The sequence below is a fragment of the Streptomyces sp. NPDC020597 genome, from assembly GCF_044335095.1.
GTDB lineage: Bacteria > Actinomycetota > Actinomycetes > Streptomycetales > Streptomycetaceae > Streptomyces.
In genome coordinates this window covers 366,952-383,477 of sequence record NZ_JBIRUL010000006.1, presented here as the reverse complement: position 1 = coordinate 383,477, position 16,526 = coordinate 366,952, and the positions used below count along the sequence as shown (strand labels likewise).

Sequence of the window (16,526 nt, the reverse complement as noted above, 5' to 3'; positions counted from 1 at the left end):
CCCGAGCGCGACCCCGCTGCCGTCCGGCGTTTCCCGGGCGTCGGGCGGACCGCGTGCCCGGCCCCCCCCCCCCCCCCCCCCGGGGCGGGGGGGGGGGGGCGGCCCCCCCCCCCCCCCCCCCCGGCCGGTCCACGAAAGAATCCCGACAGCCCTACGGCGCCACTCGAGGACGTGGTCCGCAGATCCATACGAATGAGCAGGGGTCTGCGGCGATCCCGACCGGCGCCGTTCTACGTGCTGTTGCGGAGCAGTGTGCCACGGCCCTCCACCGCGTCACACAGCACTCTGCATTTTTCAGAGTGACACTTGCCAAGTGTTCACGGCGGGGCGATAGTGGCAAGCGTGATTCCGTCCGCGCCTTTAGGAACAGACGCCGCCGCAGGCCGCCCCCAGGGTCTCGGTGCCAGCGCGGGAGCAGGCCCCGACGAGGCCGCTGCCGAGCGCCGGTTCCGATTCGAGCTGGCCGCCCACCCGGGTTCCCCCGCCCAGGCCAGACGCCTGACGAGGGCCCGGCTGACGGGCTGGTCGGTGTGCGAGGACACCTGCGACACCGCCGCCCTGGTCGTCTCCGAGCTGGTCACCAACGCGATCGTGCACACCGCGAGCGACATCGTCGTCTGCGAACTGCACGACGGCGACGACCTGGTTCGCATAGCCGTGCGCGACCAGGGCTGCGCGCCCGGTGAGCCGCACCCCTCTCCGCAGCGTCCCGAGGAGGAGCACGGGCGGGGGCTGATCCTGGTCGAAGCCCTCTGTCACTCCTGGGGCGCCCAGGAACACGGGCCCGGCCTGCTGGTCTGGGCCGACCTGCCGCGCACGGCCGACGTGCCTCGCGCCCCGGCAGAACCCTGCGACAGCCTCGGCTTCGACGCCATCGCGCCGCACCCCTGCGACCTCGGCGGCCTCCTCGACGCCCAGGACGCGTTCCACACCGGCCCCGCCGGCCCGTCCGCGGGCCACGCGACGCCGCGGGGCGACCTCGGCTGGGGCGCCCGCCCGAAGCCGGGCACGGGCGACGACCCGGCCGACGAGGACGAGAGCGCCGAACAGCGACTCCCCGCGCAGGCCGGTCCGGCGGCGACCCGCCCGCACCCCGCGGCCGGCGCCGGCGTCCTGGCCGCCCGCGTGACGCCCCAGTGGCACCGCACGGCCGACCACGACGCCGTCGAGGGCCGCGACGCACGGCACGGCCGGGCGTCCGGCCACCCCGTGGCCGCGCTCCCCGCCGCCGCGCTCCCGCTCCCCCAGCTCCCCCACCCGCTCGAGCACGGTCGCGAGCGGGGAAGGACGTGAGTCCCGGCCCCGGCCGGGCCCCGGCGCGCACACTCGACACCCTCGTGCGCCTGCAACGCGGACCGGGCGGCCCGCGAGCCGCCGCGCCCCCGCGCCGGCTGGCCGTCCCGGAGGGCATGACCGCCCCGTTGGGCTGCGACGCCGTCTCCGTCCCCGCCCGTTGGGGCCCGCTGCTGATGTCGCGGCTGCCGCGCACGGGCTGCGTCTACGCCGACCAGGCGCACTGGTGGTGGCTGGTCCCGTCGGACTCCGACTACGCGCTGGAATGGCCGGCGCCCGCACACTACGCACCGGGCGCGCTCCTCACCGACTCCCCGCAGGACCCCGGTCTCATCCACCGGCCGGACGGCACCCTTCCCTACACCCCGCCCATACCGCTGTACCTGGCCCTGTGCCGTCTCACGGGCACGACGCCCGCCTGGTCACGGCCGATCAGCGCCTGAGAGACACCTCCCGGACCTCCGTCGAGCGGCCGTCGCCGCCCACCGTCCCGGCGCACGCCCGCGCGTCCTGTCCGCCCCCTCCTGCGCCCTGCCCCCGAGGCTCCTCCTCCCGCGATAGTGGCCGTCGTCCGCGATCGCGATCGGGGAGGCGACGGTGAGGCAGGCACGACAGGCGGGAAAGGGACGTCCGACGAAGAAGGAGCAGCGCGCGGGGACGCGGGAGACCCGTCCCGACGACCGTGACGTCTCCGAGTCGGAGCGGCTGCTGTTCGGCGGACCGCTCCGCTACGACACAGGCTGGAACCAGCACGGGGACGCCTTCCTGGAGCTCAACTTCCGGGCCATGGTGATCCGGCTGCCGTCCCTGCTCACCGCCACCCTCCGCCTGGCCCGGCAGGCCGACCCGCGAACCGCCCGCATCGTGCTCGCCGCCGAGATCGCCCGGGGCGCGGCACAGGCGGTCGGCCTGCTCGCGATGAACGCCGTGCTCGGCCGGCTGATCTCCGGCGCCGTGATCGAGGACCGGCTGCGCGGCGCTGCCCCGGCGCTGGCGCTGATGGCCGCCGTGCTCCTGCTCTCGGCTCTGCTGCGGGCCGCGTCGACGTACGCCATCGGGCGGCTGGAGCCCAAGGTCGAGCGGGTGGCGACGGAGCTGTACCTGGAGCGGGCGGCCGCGGTCGAGCTCGCCGCGATCGAGGACCACGCCTTTCACAAGCTGCTGGACACAGCGCAGTACGGGGCCCGTTCGAGCCGCTACATGATCAGTCACGGCACGCGCGTGGTGAACGCGCTGATCTCGCTGATCGCCTCGGCCGGCGTCCTGACGGTGCTGCACCCGCTCCTGCTGCCGCTGCTGGTGACGATGACCCTGCCCAGCGCGTGGAGCGCCCTGACGAACGCCCGGCGCCGCTACGAGTCCTTCCACACCTGGGTGCAACACGCGCGCGCGGGGCACCTCATCGCCGGTCTGCTCACCGAACCGGAGGCGGCGCCCGAGATCCGCGTCCACGGCGTCGGTCCGTTCCTGCTGCGGCACTTCCGCGCGATGTCCGAGACCGCCGAGGCGGAGCAGGCCCGACTGGCCCGGCTCGCCGCCCGCACCGGACTCGTCGCGGCGACCTGGACGGGCGTGGCCACGCTGGCCACGTACGCCACGCTCGGCGGACTGCTGTTCGCCGGCACGATGGCGCTGGCGGTGGCCGGCACGGCCGTCATCGCGATCCGCAGCGGCTCGGCGAGCCTCAACACCCTGGTGCTGGAGGTCAACCAGCTGCACGAGGAGGCCCTGTTCGTGGGCGATCTGCAGCGGCTGTACGTCGAGGCGGCCGAACGGGCGATCCCCGTCGGCGGCGTGGCCCTCCCGGACGATCCGCACGAGATCCGCTTCGAGAACGTCACGTTCGGCTATCCGGGCGAGTCGGCGCGCCCCGCCCTGGACGACGTCACCCTCTCGCTCCCGCTGGGCCGGATCATCGCCCTGGTCGGCGAGAACGGCTCCGGCAAGACGACGCTGGTGAAGCTGCTGGCCGGGCTGTACAAGCCGGACCGCGGCCGGATCCTCTGGGACGGTGTGGACGCCGCCGACGCGGACCGGCACCGGCTCGCCGAGCGGATCGCGATGGTGGCGCAGGACTTCAAACGGTGGCCGTTCACGGCCCGGGTCAACATCGCCGTGGGGCGTTCCGCCGCCCCGCTGACCGAGGATCGGCTGGCCGCCTCGATCGCGGAGGCGGGGGCCGGGGAGGTCGTCGCGGATCTGCCGCGCGGTCTGGACACCCTGCTCGCGCGGCACTTCAGCGGCGGACACGAGTTGTCCGGCGGCCAGTGGCAGCGCCTGGGCATCGCACGGGCGGCGTACCGGCGCGGGCGCATCCTGATCGTGGACGAGCCGACGGCGGCCCTCGACGCCCGGGCCGAGCTGGAGGTCTTCGAGAAGATCCGCGCGCTGGCCGACAGCGGCCAGACGGTCGTCCTGATCACGCATCGGCTGGCGTCGGTCCGGCACGCCGACCTGGTGCACGTCCTCGACCAGGGCCGGCTGGTGGAGTCCGGGACGCCGGACGAGCTGCTGGCGGGCGGCGGCGTCTACGCCGAGCTGTACGCACTGCAGGCCGAGCAGTTCACGGTGCCGACACCGGCCCGGGCCCCGTCCAGCTGACCCGCGCCGACGGGTCGCCGGCGCCCGGCCGCCTTGCGGTCACCGGGCGGCCGGCGCCTCACTGCGCGGCGTCGGCACCGCGCACGACCACCAGGAACGTGTCCGTGGCGAGGTCCATGACGACCTCGGCGGCCAGTCCCTCCATGCGCCGCGCGTGCGCGAACTCCTCCGCGGGCCACGACCCGCGCGGCCCGCCCGCGGGAAAGCGCTCGAGCACGGTTCGCCCGTTCACCATCTCGCACCTCCGATCAGCGTCGTACGTGTAGGAGTTAACGCTCCGCGGGGGTGGATCGCCTCGCCCGGTTGCGGGACTGAGACATAGGTGACACGCGTTCGGTGCGGAGTGTGAGAATCCGGTCACCCGACGAACATCTTCGGCACCGGGCGTGTCAGCAGTCGCACGTGTCGTGACGGCGGGGCGCGCACCGCCCCGCGGCAGCCCACGCGGTCGGACACGGCAGCCCGTGGTCGAGGGGGCCCGTGATCAAAGGGGCCGGTGGTCAAAGGGGCCCGTGGTCGAGGGGGGCCGGCGGTCGAGGCGGCCCGGTGGTCGAGGAGACGGTCGTGCAGGCGGGGCGGTAGTGGAGGCGGGGCGGTGGCCGAGGCGGGGCGGGCCGGCCGGCCGGCGCTCGCATGGCTGCCGCTCCTGTGCGGCGGTCCGCCGCGACGGTGGCCGACGGGCCGCCCGCGGCTCTTCGGCGTCGCGGGGAGCCTCAGCCCGATGCGAAGAGGTTCTCCCGCGTCTCGGGACTGAGGGAGGTCGCCGGGCCGGGCAGACCCACGCGTGCGCTGCCCGCCGCGAGTTCCCCGAGCAGCTCGGTCAGGCGATTGCGGTGCCGGGCGGTGAGCCGTCCGGTGTCGTCGAGGTGGACCGCGCAGGCGGTCGTCGTGTCGACGAGCCGTTCCAGGACGGCCGCCACCTCGTCCGTGCCCTGGGTGTGCCGGGCGAGCGCGGGCAGTTCATGGGCGGCGAGCGCGATGGCGGTGCGGGCCTCGGAAAGCGTGCGGTAGGCCTCGCGGCGCAGCGTCCAGCGGACGGAGCGGTCGTCGGAGCCGCCGCGGACGGAGGCGTCGCCGCGGACGGGGGCATCACCCGGGTCGGAGGCATCGCCGGAACCGCCGGGATCGGAACCGCCGCCGGAGCCGCCGAGGACGTGGGCGAGGTAGGCGTGTGCGGCGTCCGCGGCCGCGGCGAGCTGCGCGCGCACCTGCCCGCCGCGCTCCGCCGGCATCGGCAGATGCCCGACGATCAGGACGATCGCGCAGGCCAGCAGGGTCTCCACGATCCGGCTGACCGAGGCCTGCGGCTCTCCGCCGACCATCACCAGCGCCAGTACGAGGACGGTGGCGACGGCGGTCTGGGCGGCGAAGTGCCGGGTGGCGACGGGTATCAGCGCACCGCAGACGGCGACCAGGGCGACCAGCCCCTCCGGCCGGGGGAGCACGGCGGCGAAACCGGCGAAGAGCAGCGCACCGAACACCGTCCCCGCCGCCCGGCAGAGCACCCGGGACACGAGCGGCCCGAGGTCGGGTTTCACCAGGAAGACGGCGGTCGCGGGCAGCCAGTACCAGTGCGGGTGCCGCCCGTACCAGTGCGAGTGGTGGAGGACCTGGGCGACGGCGACGGCGGCGCCGAAGGAAAGAGCGACCCGCAGCCCGTACTCGCGGCCGCCCGCCCCGAACGCGGTGCGCAGCAGGTCGCGTGCGCCGCGCCGCCGGGTGTGCAGGTCGCCCCCGCGCCCCTGGTCGAAGGCGTCGGCGGCGTGCAGCAGGGCGTCGTCGAGGGCGCGCAGCGCCGGGGCGGACCGGGAGGGCGCCGGCAGCGGGCCGGTGTGCGTGTTCCGGCGCACGGCGTCCGCGAGCCTGCGGGGTCCGACCCAGGCCCGTTCCGACAGCGGTTCCCCGGTCCAGGCCAGCGCGGTCGCGGCCTCGGCGAGCGGCAGCGCGGCGGCGTACTGGGCGTGCAGCCGCCGCTCGACCGCGGAGCCCGCGCGGCGCCGCAGCCGGGGCCCGGTCAGGGCGTCCTGGGCATGGTCGAGGGCGGATGTGAGCGCGGCCCTGCGCTCCACGGCGCGCCCCGTGCCGACGGCGTCGAGGAGGTCAGCGACGGCGTCGTAGACGCGGGCCACCGCGTCCCGCTCCCCGTCGAAGCGGAAGTCGCCGGCCAGCGAGCCCGGTGTGGGCAACGCGAGCCGCAGCGCCAGCAGCCAGCCCGCCCCCGCGAGGTAGGCGAGCGCGCGCGCCCATCCCGCCTCCGGCAGCGGCATCCCGGCCCCGATCGCCGCGCCGACCAGCAACTGCGTGCCCGCCGCGGAGGCGACGGGCCCGATCGCGCTCACTCCGCCGGCGACGAGCCCGAGCCCGGTCAGGACGACCGTCAGCGCCACGGCCCCCAACTCGTCCCCGCCGTAAGTGCCCACGAGCAGTCCGGCCGCTCCGGCGAACGCGGGCGCCCCCAGCCGCTCGACGGAGGCCCGTCGGCTGCCGGGCCGGTCGTTGATGCCGGCGAGCATGGCGGCGATGGCGGCGACGACCCCGAGGGAGAGCTGCCCGGCGAGCAGGGCGGCCAGGAGAAGGGGGCCGGCCGACAGCGCCCCGCGGGTGACCGCGCTCCACGGGACCGGCCCGCGCTGGGTGCGCAGGGCGTGGGAGAGCCAGGGCGGCAGTACGGCATGTGCGCGAGCGGGAACGTGCGGGCGCGGGGACACGGAGCTCCTGTCGGGGCGAGGGCGGGGGTGCGCCTTCGGGCGACGGCGGCCGGGGCGGTCAGCGGTGAACTGTGGTGTCCACGGTAGGCGGTGGTTCCGTGCGGAGCGGGGCCGTTGCGTTGCCATGAGGTGACGGCTGCGGCCGATCCCGGGTTCTTTATGAACGCAACGCCCGAAGAGCGCCCCTGGTACCGAAACGTGTCGTTCAGTCCGATCCACCCGCTCCTCCCGCCGGGGCGGGGCACACGGGCGGGACGGATCGCGCCGGCATCGTCGTCGACCCCCACGCGCACGGCCTTGCCTGCGTCGTGCCGGTCGGCATCACCACAGGTTCTGGTGACGGTGGCGGGTCGGCGGATGGTCCAGCTCCTCGGCCTCGGAGAGCAGAGCGCCGGGCGGAGCCGCACGCAGACGGTTGCGGGCGGTCGAGCGGAAAACGGCCAGGGCTGCGCGGGCACGCCGCTCGTAGGGGCCGTCGACCTTCTCGTTCAGGCTCCGGGGGAAGGTGTGGGCGCGGAACGCCCGGACCAGCAGTACGGGCGTCGGACGTCGCCCTTCGCGCCGCGCACGGGCCAAGTCCGCCGCGCGGTAACGGAGTTCCACGAGACGGTGCCCGGTGACGAGGTGCCCGCCCCCGGCCGGCAGGTCAAGGGGCTCGACGCGATGCCGGGGAGGGACGTGATGGATGGTTCGGGACATGGCAGACCTCCTGGGGCCCGCCGGGACTTCCGGCGCGGCCCGCTAGAAGTCCGCCGCCGTGAAACGGCCCAGGTTCTTGCTGCGCATGACAGGAAGCCTGGCGAAGACGGTCCGCTCCGTCCAGCGGATTTTCCGCCGCGGACGAGCGTCGGCGGCGCCACCGGCGGGGTGACGGGCGGAGGCACTCCGGGGGCAGCCGGTCGCAGAGCTCTCCGGGGCCACGCCCACGCCGCTCCCCGGCGGACTCATGTCACCGGGCGGGGCACCGGGCCCGGGGGCCGTACGGGCCGCCACGTCCTCTCCTTGGGCTCGGGTTTCGCGAAGCTCCCCGCCCGACTGGTCGTCAGTCCCAGCCCCACCAGCCCCTCCGCCAGCTTCACCGCCGCCCCCACCCCGTCGACGACCGGAACGCCCAGCTTGTCGCCCACCGCCCGCTGCAGCCCCGTCATCCCGGCGCATCCGAGGACCAGCACCTCGGCTCCGGCCCGCCGGCACCGTTCGGCCGCGGCCAGGAAGGCCGCCTCCGTGCGCTCGACGTCGCCGAGGTCGAGGACGCCGAGCCCGGTGCCGACGACGGCGGCGCAGTTACGGCCCACTCCGGCGAGTTCCAGGCTGTCCTCGATCTGGCCGCAGGAGCGCTCCAGCGTGGTCACCACCCCGTACCGGCGCCCGAGCAGACACGCCAGGTGCGCCGCGGCCTCGGTGATGTCGACGACGGGGACGTCGACCAACTCCCGCACGCCCTCCCTGCCGTGCTCGCCGAAACCGGCCATGACCACGGCGTCGTAGGGCGCTCCGGCGTAGGTCCGCAGTGCGTCCATGACCGCCGCGGCGGAGAGATAGCTGTCCAGCCAGCTCTCCGCCGACTCGGGCCCCCACTCGGGGGTCAGTCCGGTCACGGCGGTGCCCGGGCCTGCCGCGGCCCGGGCGCCTCGCACGATCTCCTCGGTCATCTCCCGCGTGGTGTTGCAGTTGGTGACGACGATCCGCACGTTCCGCACTCCGGTCAGACCTCCACCGGCTTCTCGGTGACGGCCGCGGCGCCGGCCGTCCGCTCGTCGCGGCACAGCAGGACGTAGAGACCCGCGCCGAGGGCCGTCCCGATGAACCAGGAGTAGGGGGCGACATCGCTGAACGTCTTCACCAGTGCGAGGACCGCCGCGACCGCGGCCGAGGGCAGGAACGCCCACAGCGCCTTGGGGTTGACGCCCTTGCGGTAGTAGTAGCGGGAGCCGGGCCGGCCGTCGAACAGCTCCTGCACGTCGACCCGGCCGCGCTTCACCCAGTAGTAGTCGACCATGATCACGCCGAACAGCGGGCCGAGGAAGGCTCCGAGGCCGCCGAGGAAGTAGTTGACGACGGTGGGGTTGGAGAAGAGGTTCCAGGGCGTGACGACCAGGGCGGCGACCGTGCTGATCATGCCGCCGACCTTGAACGTGATCTTCTGCGGCCAGACGTTGGCGAGGTCGTAGGCGGGCGAGACGAAGTTGGCCACGATGTTGACGCCCATGGTCGCGACGGCGAAGGTGAGCGCCCCCAGGACGAGCACCCAGGTGTTGCCGACCTTGGCGACCAGTTCCGCCGGGTCGGTGATGGCCTCGCCGAACACCTCCAGCGAGCCGGCCGTCACGATCACGGAAACCACCACGAAGGCCGTCGAGTTGAGCGGCAGGCCCCAGAAGTTGCCGCGCCGGACCGTGCGGTAGTCGGGGGCGAAGCGGGAGAAGTCGCAGAAGTTGAGCATCAGGGTGCCGTAGGTGGCGAGGATCAGGCCGATCGCGCCGAACCACTGCCGCCACTGCTCTCCCACGGAGACCGGGTGCGGGGTGGAGGTGAGGGAGATGGTCCAGCCGGCCTTGGACAGCACCCACACCGCCAGGGCGATCATCACCAGCCAGATCGCCGGACCGCAGAAGTCCTGGAACTTGCGCACCGACTCCATGCCCTGACTGATGATCAGCGCCTGGATCAGCCACAGCGACACGAACGACACCCAGCCGAGCGCGTCGAGGCCCAGGAACGAGTTGTGCGTCCAGGACTCGAGGCCAGGCCAGGCCGCCAGCAGCATCACGTTGACGGCGACCGAGGCGAGGTAGGTCTGGATGCCGTACCACATGATGGCGATCACGGCCCGGATGAGAGCCGGGATGTTGGCTCCCCAGACTCCGAAGCTGATACGGCTGACGACCGGGAAGGGCACCCCGTGCCGCTGGCCGATCCTGCCCATCCAGTTCATGCCGACGTAGATGAGCACGAAGCCCACGAGGAGCGACGTGAAGATCTGCCAGACGTTCATGCCGAGGACCAGCAGACCGGCGGCGAAGGTGTAGTTGCCGAGGTTGTGGACGTCCGACATCCACATGGCGAAGAGGTCGAAGACCTTCCAGTTCCGCTTGTCGGCGGGCGCGAGGTCTTCGTTGGTGAGCCGGGGGTCGGGGACGAACGCTGGCGCGCCGGTGACTTCGGCGCTGTCGGCGAGGGACACGGGGCCTCCCTGGGCGAGGGGACGGATGAGGAGGACTACGACCGGTCGTTTGGTATACCAAACTGCGGACATGGTCCCGCCGTCAAGCGTCCTGACCGATGTCCGTCCCGTTACGGCCCCGTAAAAGCCCTCTCGCATCGGCGAGGATGGGTCCATGACGAAGATCGAACCGCTCGGAGCGGTGCGCGAACGGGTGCTGGGCGCCCTTCGGCAGGAGATCATCGCCGGCAGTCTCCGCCCCGGAGACCGACTCGTCGAGCGTGAGCTCGCCGAGCGTTTCGGCGTCTCCAGAGTTCCGGTGCGGGAAGCCATCCGGGCCCTCGTGGCCGAAGGCTTCGTCCTGTTCGAAACCCCGCGCCGTACCGTCGTACGCCCCCTGAGCCCCACCGACGTCAACGAGCTCTTCGAACTGCGCGAGGCCCTGGAGGTCTACGCCGCCGGGCTCGCCGCCACCCGCGCCACCCCGGAGGACCTCGCCGAGCTGCGCGAACTCCTGACACGCGCGGCGAGCGCCACCGAAGCCGGGGACGCCGAGACGATCACCGACATCAACACCCGCTTCCACGACCGTCTCCTCGCCATGGCCGGCAACACCTTGCTGATCTCGGTCATGGAACCCGTCGCCGGACGCCTGCAATGGCTCACCCGACGCAACGAGGAATGGCCCCAGCTCCTCACCGAACACCAGGAGCTCTACGACGCCATCGCCTCCGGCGACCCCGACCGCGCCCGCACGCACGCCCTCCATCACGTGCAGGCCAACTACCGCTCCACCGTGCGGCGCCTCTTCGGGGACGTCCGCGAAGAGCCGTCCGCATCCACGCGCCCCGGCCCCGAAGGACCGGGCTGAACCTTCCCGCCGAGGCTTCGACAGCCTCCCCGGCTTCGATCGCCTCCCCGACGTCGGGCCGCCTCCCCCCGGCGTCGGACCGCCGGCCACGGCCGCGAGCCATCGGCCCACGCGACGTCTACGCGGCGGACTGCGCCAGTCCCGCCGCTCCCGCAGCCGTGCGGAGCACATCGCGCAGCATCTCGACGGTGAGCCGACCGGTGAAGGTGTTGCGCTGGCTGACGTGGAAGCAGCCGAAGACGTCGAGACCGTCACCGTCGCGCAGACCGTCCAGGCGCACCCGCGCTCCGTGCGCGAAGCCGGGCCGCGGCCGCGGCAGAACCCAGCCCGCCTCGCCGAACGCGGGCAGCGCGGCCTGCCAGCCGAAGCCGCCGAGCACCACGACCGCGCGCAACGTCGGCCTCAGGAGCCGCAACTCCTGCACGAACCAGGGCCGGCAGGCGTCCCGCTCCCCCGGAGTGGGCCGGTTCGCCGGCGGCGCACAGTGCACCGGCGAAGTGACCCGCACCCCGTACAGCTCGAGGCCGTCGTCGACGGAGACGGCGGTCGGCTGCGACGCCAGCCCCACGTCGTACAGCGCCCGATACAGCACGTCCCCGGAACGATCTCCCGTGAACATCCGCCCCGTACGGTTCCCGCCGTGCGCGGCCGGGGCCAGCCCGACGATCAGCAGTCGCGCGTCGGCCGGTCCGAACCCGGGAACGGGCCGACCCCAGTACGTCCAGTCGGCGAACGCCGCCCGCTTGTCGCGCGCCACCCCCTCACGCCAGGCCACCAGCCGAGGGCACGCGCCACACCCCGCGACACGCCGGTCCAGCGCGACAAGAGCCGAGGCGGACCCGCCGCGCGAGCCGCCGGGAACGGCAGCAGCGGAACCACCGGAACCACCGGAGCGGGCGCCGCGGGCGCCGCGGGCGCCGGAAGCGCCGACGGTGTCGGAGGCGCGGGGGGTGCCGGGAGCGCGAGGGGTGCCGGGGGCGTCCATATCTCCACGTTGACGTGCTCCCTGGCCTAAAGTCCAGGGATTCCAGCCTGGGTCGTCTGACCCTTCCGGAGGCTTCCTGCTTCCACGCGCTGTGCGGGCACGTGTGCCCGTCTTGCCGGCGCTCCACAGGCGTTTAGCGTCTCCGCCCGTCCGGCGGCGACGATTCGGCGTCCCTCGAACAGGACGTTGCGGGCCGCGTTGTGGTCGCGGTCGTGCATGGTGCCGCATGTGCCGCACGTCCACTGGCGGACGTGCAGGGGCTTGGGGCCGTCCCGGAATCCGCAGGCCGAGCAGACCTGAGAGGACGGGAAGGCCCGGTCCGCCTTGGCGAAGGTGCGGCCGTGCTTGATGGCCTTGTACTCCAGCATGGAGACGAACGCGGACCATCCCGCGTCGTGCACGGACTTGGCGAGCCGGGTGCGGCCGAGGCCGGACACCGCGAGGTCCTCCACGTACACCGCTTGGCTGTCGCGGATGATCTGTGTGGAGGCCTTGTGGTGAAAGTCCCGGCGCCGGTCGGCGACCTTGGCGTGCTGGCGTGCGGCCTTGATGCGGGCCTTGGCCCGGTTCTTCGATCCCTTCACCTTGCGGGACAGTTCCCGCTGAAGGCGTTTGAGTTTCTTCTCAGCCCGGCGCAGGAAGCGGGGACTGTCGATCTTCCGCCCATCGGACAGGACCGCGAAGGCCGACAGACCGAGGTCGATACCGGCGTCGGTGTCCGCTTCCGGGAGGATGTCCGGCTCGGTGTCCACGACGAAGCTGAGGAAGTACCGGCCGCAGCTGTCCTTGGTGACGGTCAGGGACGTGGGTGCGGCCGGAAGCCGGCGGGACCACTTGGTCTTGAGGCCGCCGACCTTGGCCACGTACACGGTGCCATCGTCCTGGAGGGAGAAGGCGTTGGTGTTGAGACGGATCGACTGCCGGGCGTCCTTCTTCGACTTGTAGCGGGGAGGGCTGACTTTGCGGCCCTGCCGCTTGCCCTTGACCGAGTCGAAGAAGTTCTTGTAGGCGGTGTCCAGATCCCGCAGGGACTGCTGCAGGACGACCGCCGACACGTCGGCGAGCCAGGCACGTTCCTGGGTGCGCTTGGCCTGGGTGATGCGTAGCCGGGACAGCTCGGCCGACTTCACGTACGGCAGCCCTGCCGCGTGCGCTTCCTTGCGGTCGCGCAGGCAGTCGTTCCACACCACGCGGGCGCACCCGAACGCGCTCGCCAGCGCACGGCGCTGGGTGGCATCCGGGTAGGCCCGATAGTTGTAGCGGAGCTGCACACTCAAGATCCTACTACGATTGGTCTCATGGATGGACCGAATGATTACAGGCGTGGCAGGCACGTGGTTTCGGCGATGCATGTGCACTTGGTCTTTGTGACGAAGTATCGGCGTGGGGTGTTCACCGACGAGATGCTGACACGCTGCGAGGAGATCATGCGCAAGGTGTGCGAGGACTTCGAAGCGGAGCTGAAAGAGTTCAACGGCGAACGCGATCATGTCCACCTCCTGGTGCACTACCCGCCCAAGGTCGCCGTCTCGAAGCTGGTCAACAGCCTCAAGGGCGTCTCCGCCCGCCGGATACGGCAGGAGTTCACCGGCCGGATCGACCGCGCCATCATGCACGGGCATCTGTGGTCGCCCTCGTACTTCTCCGCGTCGTGCGGAGGAGCACCGTTGGCGATCGTCCGCCAGTACATCGAGCAGCAAAAACGTCCGCTCTAACGTGCGCGTCAGAGCAGCCTTGAGAGGCATTCATCCCCGACGTGAACGCCGGGGCTTTCTGCAAGAATCCCGGTAAGACCCGTCAGCCAGATCTGGGGGGCCGCCCCCCTCCCTCCCCCCGCCCCCTCCCCGTCACACCCAGCGTCGTGCAAGACGCAGCAGCCCCGCGTTCGACTCGCGTCGGGTCCAGGCGATGAGCGCGAGCGGCACCAGCAGGATGAGCGGTGTCGCCGCGTTCTGACCGCCGAAGACCGTGACCTGGACGACGAACGCGCCCACCATCAGCGCCCCCAGAGCGATCGCCGCCGCGGACTGGAGGACCGGGACCAGCAGGGCGATCGCACCGGCGAGTTCAAGGACGCCGATCGTGTACATGCCTACGCTGCCCCAGCCGATCGTGTCGAAGGCCTCGGAGGCCGACGGGTGCGCGATCAGCTTCGGGAGCGCGCTGGCGACGCCGTAGAACAGCGCGAGGATCACCTGCAGGCCCCGCAGCGCGATTCGGGCGCGGCGGCCTCCGGCAGGAGCGGAGGGGGAGTCGGTCGCGGCGAGCGGAGCGGTGGTCTCGGACATGGGATCTCCTGTGGTGAGCGGTCCGCCGTGGTGTCACGCCGGTCGAAGAGGTAGACCGACCTGCGACACCCGACTCATCGCCTCGCACCGAGATTTCCCGCCCGGAATCCTCGCCGTTCTCGCCTCGCCCTTCTCGCCCGGCTCCTTCCTCTCCCTTCTCGCTCCCCTGCCCCGCTCGCCGCCCGCTCCCTGTTCCCTCGCCTCCTCCTTCCCCGGCCGTCAGTACCGCCCGCGTCTCACGCCCCTCCGGCTCCGCTGCTCCGCGCAGCATCCCGGCTTCTCTCCGGTCCCCGATCCGTCATCGGCACCACCCGCACCCAGACCCTGTCGTCCGTCAGGTACCGGTCCACCCTGAGGCCGGCTTCGGCCAGTGCCTCCTCGAACTGTTCTCCGGTCAGGGGCCGGGACAGAAAGGTCTGCGTCCAGACGGCGTCGGGGAACTCGTACTCCGCGTGCACGGAGTGGACGCCGTCGCCTGCGGGCTCGGCAGAGACGACCCGTACCGTGAAGCCGCTCGGGTCGACCCGCTCGCGGGGTACGTCGGAGTGGTAGTTCTCGCCCTCCCGCTGGATCAGCACACATCCGCCCTCGGCGACGTGACGTAAGCAGGTCCGCAGCAGTCCACGCCGCACCTCGACGTCACCGCTGTGCACAAGGAAGGAGGCGAGCATGACCACGTCGAACGTCTCGCCCAGGTCGAGGTGCTCGATCGGGCTGCATATCGTCCGCGCTCCGCGGACGCGCTCCAGCATCTCGGCGGACTCGTCGACGGCGGTGACGGTGAATCCTCGCTCCAGGAGGGCGTGGGTCATTCGGCCCACGCCGCTGCCGAGTTCCAGGATGCGGGCGCCGGGAGGCACCGCCGCCGCGACGACGTCCGGCTCGTCCCCGATCGGGAGCCGGGTGTAGAACTCGACGGCGCAGCCGTCCGGGGTGATGGCACCGGGGCCGGTTCCCTTGTGTCCGTGGCGCATTTCTCGTGTCATGCCCGTCCAACGGGCGGGTTGCCGGGGGCCGTTCCAGCTCCGGTGCCGGTTCACCCGTTCGAGGGATGGCCTGCTGTTCGAGCGTGCGGGAGGGCGCACGGCGGCCTCTGGATGGCGTCCGGGCGGAGGAGTACGTTGGGGCCAGGAGCAGTGATCGGGATGCGTACGGGCAGTGAGCCGACGACAGCGCGCAGTGCGTTGCGGATGCGTCTGTGGCTGTCCCTGTGGGGACTGGTCTGGGCGGTCTTCGGGACGGCCGCGTTCGCCGCGGTGGGGCGCCCGGGGTGGGCGGCGGCCTGCGGGGTGCTGTGGGTGGTGGTCACCGTCGACCTGGCGGTGGTCCTCAGGCACCTGCGGCAGGGCCCGCACTACCAGCCCGGCCGGGACATCCCCCCGTACCGGCCGCCGGAGCACCGTCCGTGGTGAGGAGCCCGTCTCGGTCGTCGAGGGGCCGTCCGCGGTGAGGAGCGGTCTCAGCTGTCGAAGCGTGCGGCCTTGAGGTATTCGGGGTTGGGGTCGAGTGCGGCGGCCAGCCGGAAGTGGCGTTTGGCCTGGTCGGCGCGGCCCTGTCGCTCGTAGGTGCGGCCGAGTGCGAAGTGGGCGAACGCGTTGTCCGGCTCCCGCTCCAGGACGACGGTGAATTCCAGTTCAGCGGGGCGCAGTTGCGCGGCGGCGAAGAAGGCGCGCGCCCGCAGGAGCCGGGCGGCGGTGTTCTCGGGGTGTGCGGCGATGACCGAGTCGAGCAATTTCACCGCGCCCCGCGGGTCCCGTGCGGCAAGCAGCTGTTCCGCGGCACGGAAGTCTATGACGTGCGTCTCCGGAGTACGTCCGGTCGAACCTGCGGTATTGGGCACGGAAAAATCCTTCCCTTGCTGGAAGGGTTCAACGCGCGGAGCCGGCGGCGCTATTCCGGGGAGGCCTGGTGCCGGGATTCCGGGGAGGCCTCGTGCCGTGCGTGTGCCCGGCGTACCAGGTCGTCCCAGACGTCCTGGACGCGGTGTTCCAGCTCGGCCAGCGGCACGTCGTTGTCGATCACGATGTCGGCGATCTCCCGGCGGTTCTCCCTGGTCGCCTGGGCGGCCATGCGGGCGCGGGCGTCGTCCTCGGTCATGCCGCGCAGCCGGACGAGCCGGTCGAGCTGGGTGTCGGGGGCCGCGTCGACGACGATCACGACGTCGTACAGGGGTGCGAGGCCGTTCTCGGTGAGGAGGGGGACGTCGTGGACGACGACGGCGTCGTCGGGGGCCTCGGTCTCGAGGGCGTGGGAGCGGGCGCCGACGAGGGGGTGCACGATCGAGTTGAGGACGGCGAGTCGCTCGGGGTCGGCGAAGACGATGGAGCCCAGCCGGGGACGGTCGAGGGCGCCGTCGGGCGTCAGCACGTCCTTCCCGAAGGCGTCGACGACCGCCGCGAGGCCGGGGGTTCCCGGGGCGACGACCTCACGTGCGATGCGGTCCGCGTCGATGAGCACGGCTCCGTGCTCGACGAGCAGCCGTGACACCTCGCTCTTGCCGGCGCCGATCCCGCCGGTCAGGCCCACCTTCAGCATGAGCGGAAGCTTAGGGCCTGCCGGCGGCGGTGTGCCCGGCGGGCCGGGGCGGACCGCTGTCCGGGCGGCGGCTCGGCGCCGC

16 protein-coding genes and 1 pseudogene are annotated in these 16,526 nt (G+C 72.6%); 6 read left to right on the top strand and 11 right to left on the bottom strand.

Features of this window, described 5'->3' with window-relative positions; all coding sequences use genetic code 11:
- Window positions 1-333: 333 nt before the first annotated feature.
- From ACH4ZA_RS14205 to ACH4ZA_RS14195, 3 genes and pseudogenes are all read left to right on the top strand, one after another.
- Window positions 334-1,035: pseudogene (locus tag ACH4ZA_RS14205) on the top strand (ATP-binding protein); the annotation flags it as partial.
- Between the two features lie 254 nt (window positions 1,036-1,289).
- On the top strand, window positions 1,290-1,736 hold the full coding sequence (locus tag ACH4ZA_RS14200; protein ID WP_319276608.1) for a hypothetical protein: 447 nt from the start codon (window positions 1,290-1,292) through the stop codon (window positions 1,734-1,736).
- A gap of 262 nt (window positions 1,737-1,998) precedes the next feature.
- Entirely contained in the window at window positions 1,999-3,894 is a 1,896-nt protein-coding gene (locus ACH4ZA_RS14195; protein ID WP_398429524.1) for an ABC transporter ATP-binding protein, read from the top strand.
- Between the two features lie 58 nt (window positions 3,895-3,952).
- On the opposite strand, the gene ACH4ZA_RS14190 is transcribed toward ACH4ZA_RS14195, so the two are convergent.
- The 5 genes from ACH4ZA_RS14190 to ACH4ZA_RS14170 all read right to left on the bottom strand — a co-directional run bounded on the left by ACH4ZA_RS14190 (window position 3,953) and on the right by ACH4ZA_RS14170 (window position 9,786).
- Window positions 3,953-4,129, bottom strand: coding sequence for a hypothetical protein (locus ACH4ZA_RS14190; protein ID WP_319276610.1), 177 nt, complete (start codon window positions 4,127-4,129; stop codon window positions 3,953-3,955).
- Between the two features lie 478 nt (window positions 4,130-4,607).
- Window positions 4,608-6,602 carry an FUSC family protein gene (locus tag ACH4ZA_RS14185; protein ID WP_398429514.1) on the bottom strand — a complete coding sequence of 665 codons (1,995 nt, stop codon included), beginning with the start codon at window positions 6,600-6,602 and terminating at the stop codon, window positions 4,608-4,610.
- Between the two features lie 321 nt (window positions 6,603-6,923).
- Window positions 6,924-7,301, bottom strand: a complete 378-nt coding sequence (locus tag ACH4ZA_RS14180) for a hypothetical protein (RefSeq protein WP_319276613.1) — start codon at window positions 7,299-7,301, stop codon at window positions 6,924-6,926.
- 245 nt (window positions 7,302-7,546) lie between these two features.
- Window positions 7,547-8,293, bottom strand: coding sequence for an aspartate/glutamate racemase family protein (locus tag ACH4ZA_RS14175; protein ID WP_398429523.1), 747 nt, complete (start codon window positions 8,291-8,293; stop codon window positions 7,547-7,549).
- A 14-nt stretch (window positions 8,294-8,307) separates the two neighbouring features.
- A complete protein-coding gene (locus ACH4ZA_RS14170) occupies window positions 8,308-9,786 on the bottom strand; it encodes an NCS1 family nucleobase:cation symporter-1 (protein ID WP_319276614.1) in 1,479 nt (492 codons plus the stop codon).
- A 154-nt stretch (window positions 9,787-9,940) separates the two neighbouring features.
- Between ACH4ZA_RS14170 and ACH4ZA_RS14165 the strand changes: the two genes are divergently transcribed.
- Window positions 9,941-10,636, top strand: a complete 696-nt coding sequence (locus ACH4ZA_RS14165) for a GntR family transcriptional regulator (protein ID WP_319276616.1) — start codon at window positions 9,941-9,943, stop codon at window positions 10,634-10,636.
- A gap of 118 nt (window positions 10,637-10,754) precedes the next feature.
- Here ACH4ZA_RS14165 and ACH4ZA_RS14160 read toward each other — a convergent pair whose 3' ends face one another.
- Entirely contained in the window at window positions 10,755-11,453 is a 699-nt protein-coding gene (locus ACH4ZA_RS14160) for a uracil-DNA glycosylase (protein ID WP_319276773.1), read from the bottom strand.
- A 194-nt stretch (window positions 11,454-11,647) separates the two neighbouring features.
- Entirely contained in the window at window positions 11,648-12,892 is a 1,245-nt protein-coding gene (locus ACH4ZA_RS14155; protein ID WP_398429522.1) for an RNA-guided endonuclease InsQ/TnpB family protein, read from the bottom strand.
- 27 nt (window positions 12,893-12,919) lie between these two features.
- Between ACH4ZA_RS14155 and tnpA the strand changes: the two genes are divergently transcribed.
- A complete protein-coding gene (gene tnpA / locus ACH4ZA_RS14150; RefSeq protein ID WP_398429513.1) occupies window positions 12,920-13,336 on the top strand; it encodes an IS200/IS605 family transposase in 417 nt (138 codons plus the stop codon).
- Window positions 13,337-13,468: 132 nt separating this feature from the next.
- Here tnpA and ACH4ZA_RS14145 read toward each other — a convergent pair whose 3' ends face one another.
- A complete protein-coding gene (locus ACH4ZA_RS14145; protein WP_398429511.1) occupies window positions 13,469-13,909 on the bottom strand; it encodes a DoxX family protein in 441 nt (146 codons plus the stop codon).
- 236 nt (window positions 13,910-14,145) lie between these two features.
- Window positions 14,146-14,883, bottom strand: coding sequence for a class I SAM-dependent methyltransferase (locus ACH4ZA_RS14140; protein WP_398429510.1), 738 nt, complete (start codon window positions 14,881-14,883; stop codon window positions 14,146-14,148).
- A gap of 171 nt (window positions 14,884-15,054) precedes the next feature.
- Here ACH4ZA_RS14140 and ACH4ZA_RS14135 point away from each other — a divergent pair, with 171 nt between their 5' ends.
- The gene (locus ACH4ZA_RS14135) at window positions 15,055-15,321 is read left to right on the top strand and encodes a DUF6343 family protein (RefSeq protein ID WP_319276625.1); all 267 of its coding nucleotides are present in this window, start codon (window positions 15,055-15,057) and stop codon (window positions 15,319-15,321) included.
- Window positions 15,322-15,368: 47 nt separating this feature from the next.
- Here the strand turns inward: ACH4ZA_RS14135 and ACH4ZA_RS14130 are convergent, their stop codons facing one another.
- Together ACH4ZA_RS14130 and coaE are read right to left on the bottom strand one after the other, a co-directional pair.
- Complete coding sequence (locus ACH4ZA_RS14130; protein ID WP_319276627.1) at window positions 15,369-15,749, bottom strand: tetratricopeptide repeat protein; 381 nt, start codon at window positions 15,747-15,749, stop codon at window positions 15,369-15,371.
- A 50-nt stretch (window positions 15,750-15,799) separates the two neighbouring features.
- The gene (gene coaE, locus ACH4ZA_RS14125; protein ID WP_319276628.1) at window positions 15,800-16,444 is read right to left on the bottom strand and encodes a dephospho-CoA kinase; all 645 of its coding nucleotides are present in this window, start codon (window positions 16,442-16,444) and stop codon (window positions 15,800-15,802) included.
- Window positions 16,445-16,526: the final 82 nt, after the last annotated feature.

Coding starts and splice junctions, on each gene's coding strand:
- ACH4ZA_RS14135 (WP_319276625.1), top strand. CDS start 15,055: ATGCGTACGGGCAGTGAGCCGACGACAGCGCGCAGTGCGTTGCGGATG.
- tnpA (WP_398429513.1), top strand. CDS start 12,920: ATGGATGGACCGAATGATTACAGGCGTGGCAGGCACGTGGTTTCGGCG.
- ACH4ZA_RS14180 (WP_319276613.1), bottom strand. CDS start 7,301: ATGTCCCGAACCATCCATCACGTCCCTCCCCGGCATCGCGTCGAGCCC.
- ACH4ZA_RS14145 (WP_398429511.1), bottom strand. CDS start 13,909: ATGTCCGAGACCACCGCTCCGCTCGCCGCGACCGACTCCCCCTCCGCT.
- ACH4ZA_RS14190 (WP_319276610.1), bottom strand. CDS start 4,129: ATGGTGAACGGGCGAACCGTGCTCGAGCGCTTTCCCGCGGGCGGGCCG.
- coaE (WP_319276628.1), bottom strand. CDS start 16,444: ATGCTGAAGGTGGGCCTGACCGGCGGGATCGGCGCCGGCAAGAGCGAG.
- ACH4ZA_RS14165 (WP_319276616.1), top strand. CDS start 9,941: ATGACGAAGATCGAACCGCTCGGAGCGGTGCGCGAACGGGTGCTGGGC.
- ACH4ZA_RS14140 (WP_398429510.1), bottom strand. CDS start 14,883: ATGCGCCACGGACACAAGGGAACCGGCCCCGGTGCCATCACCCCGGAC.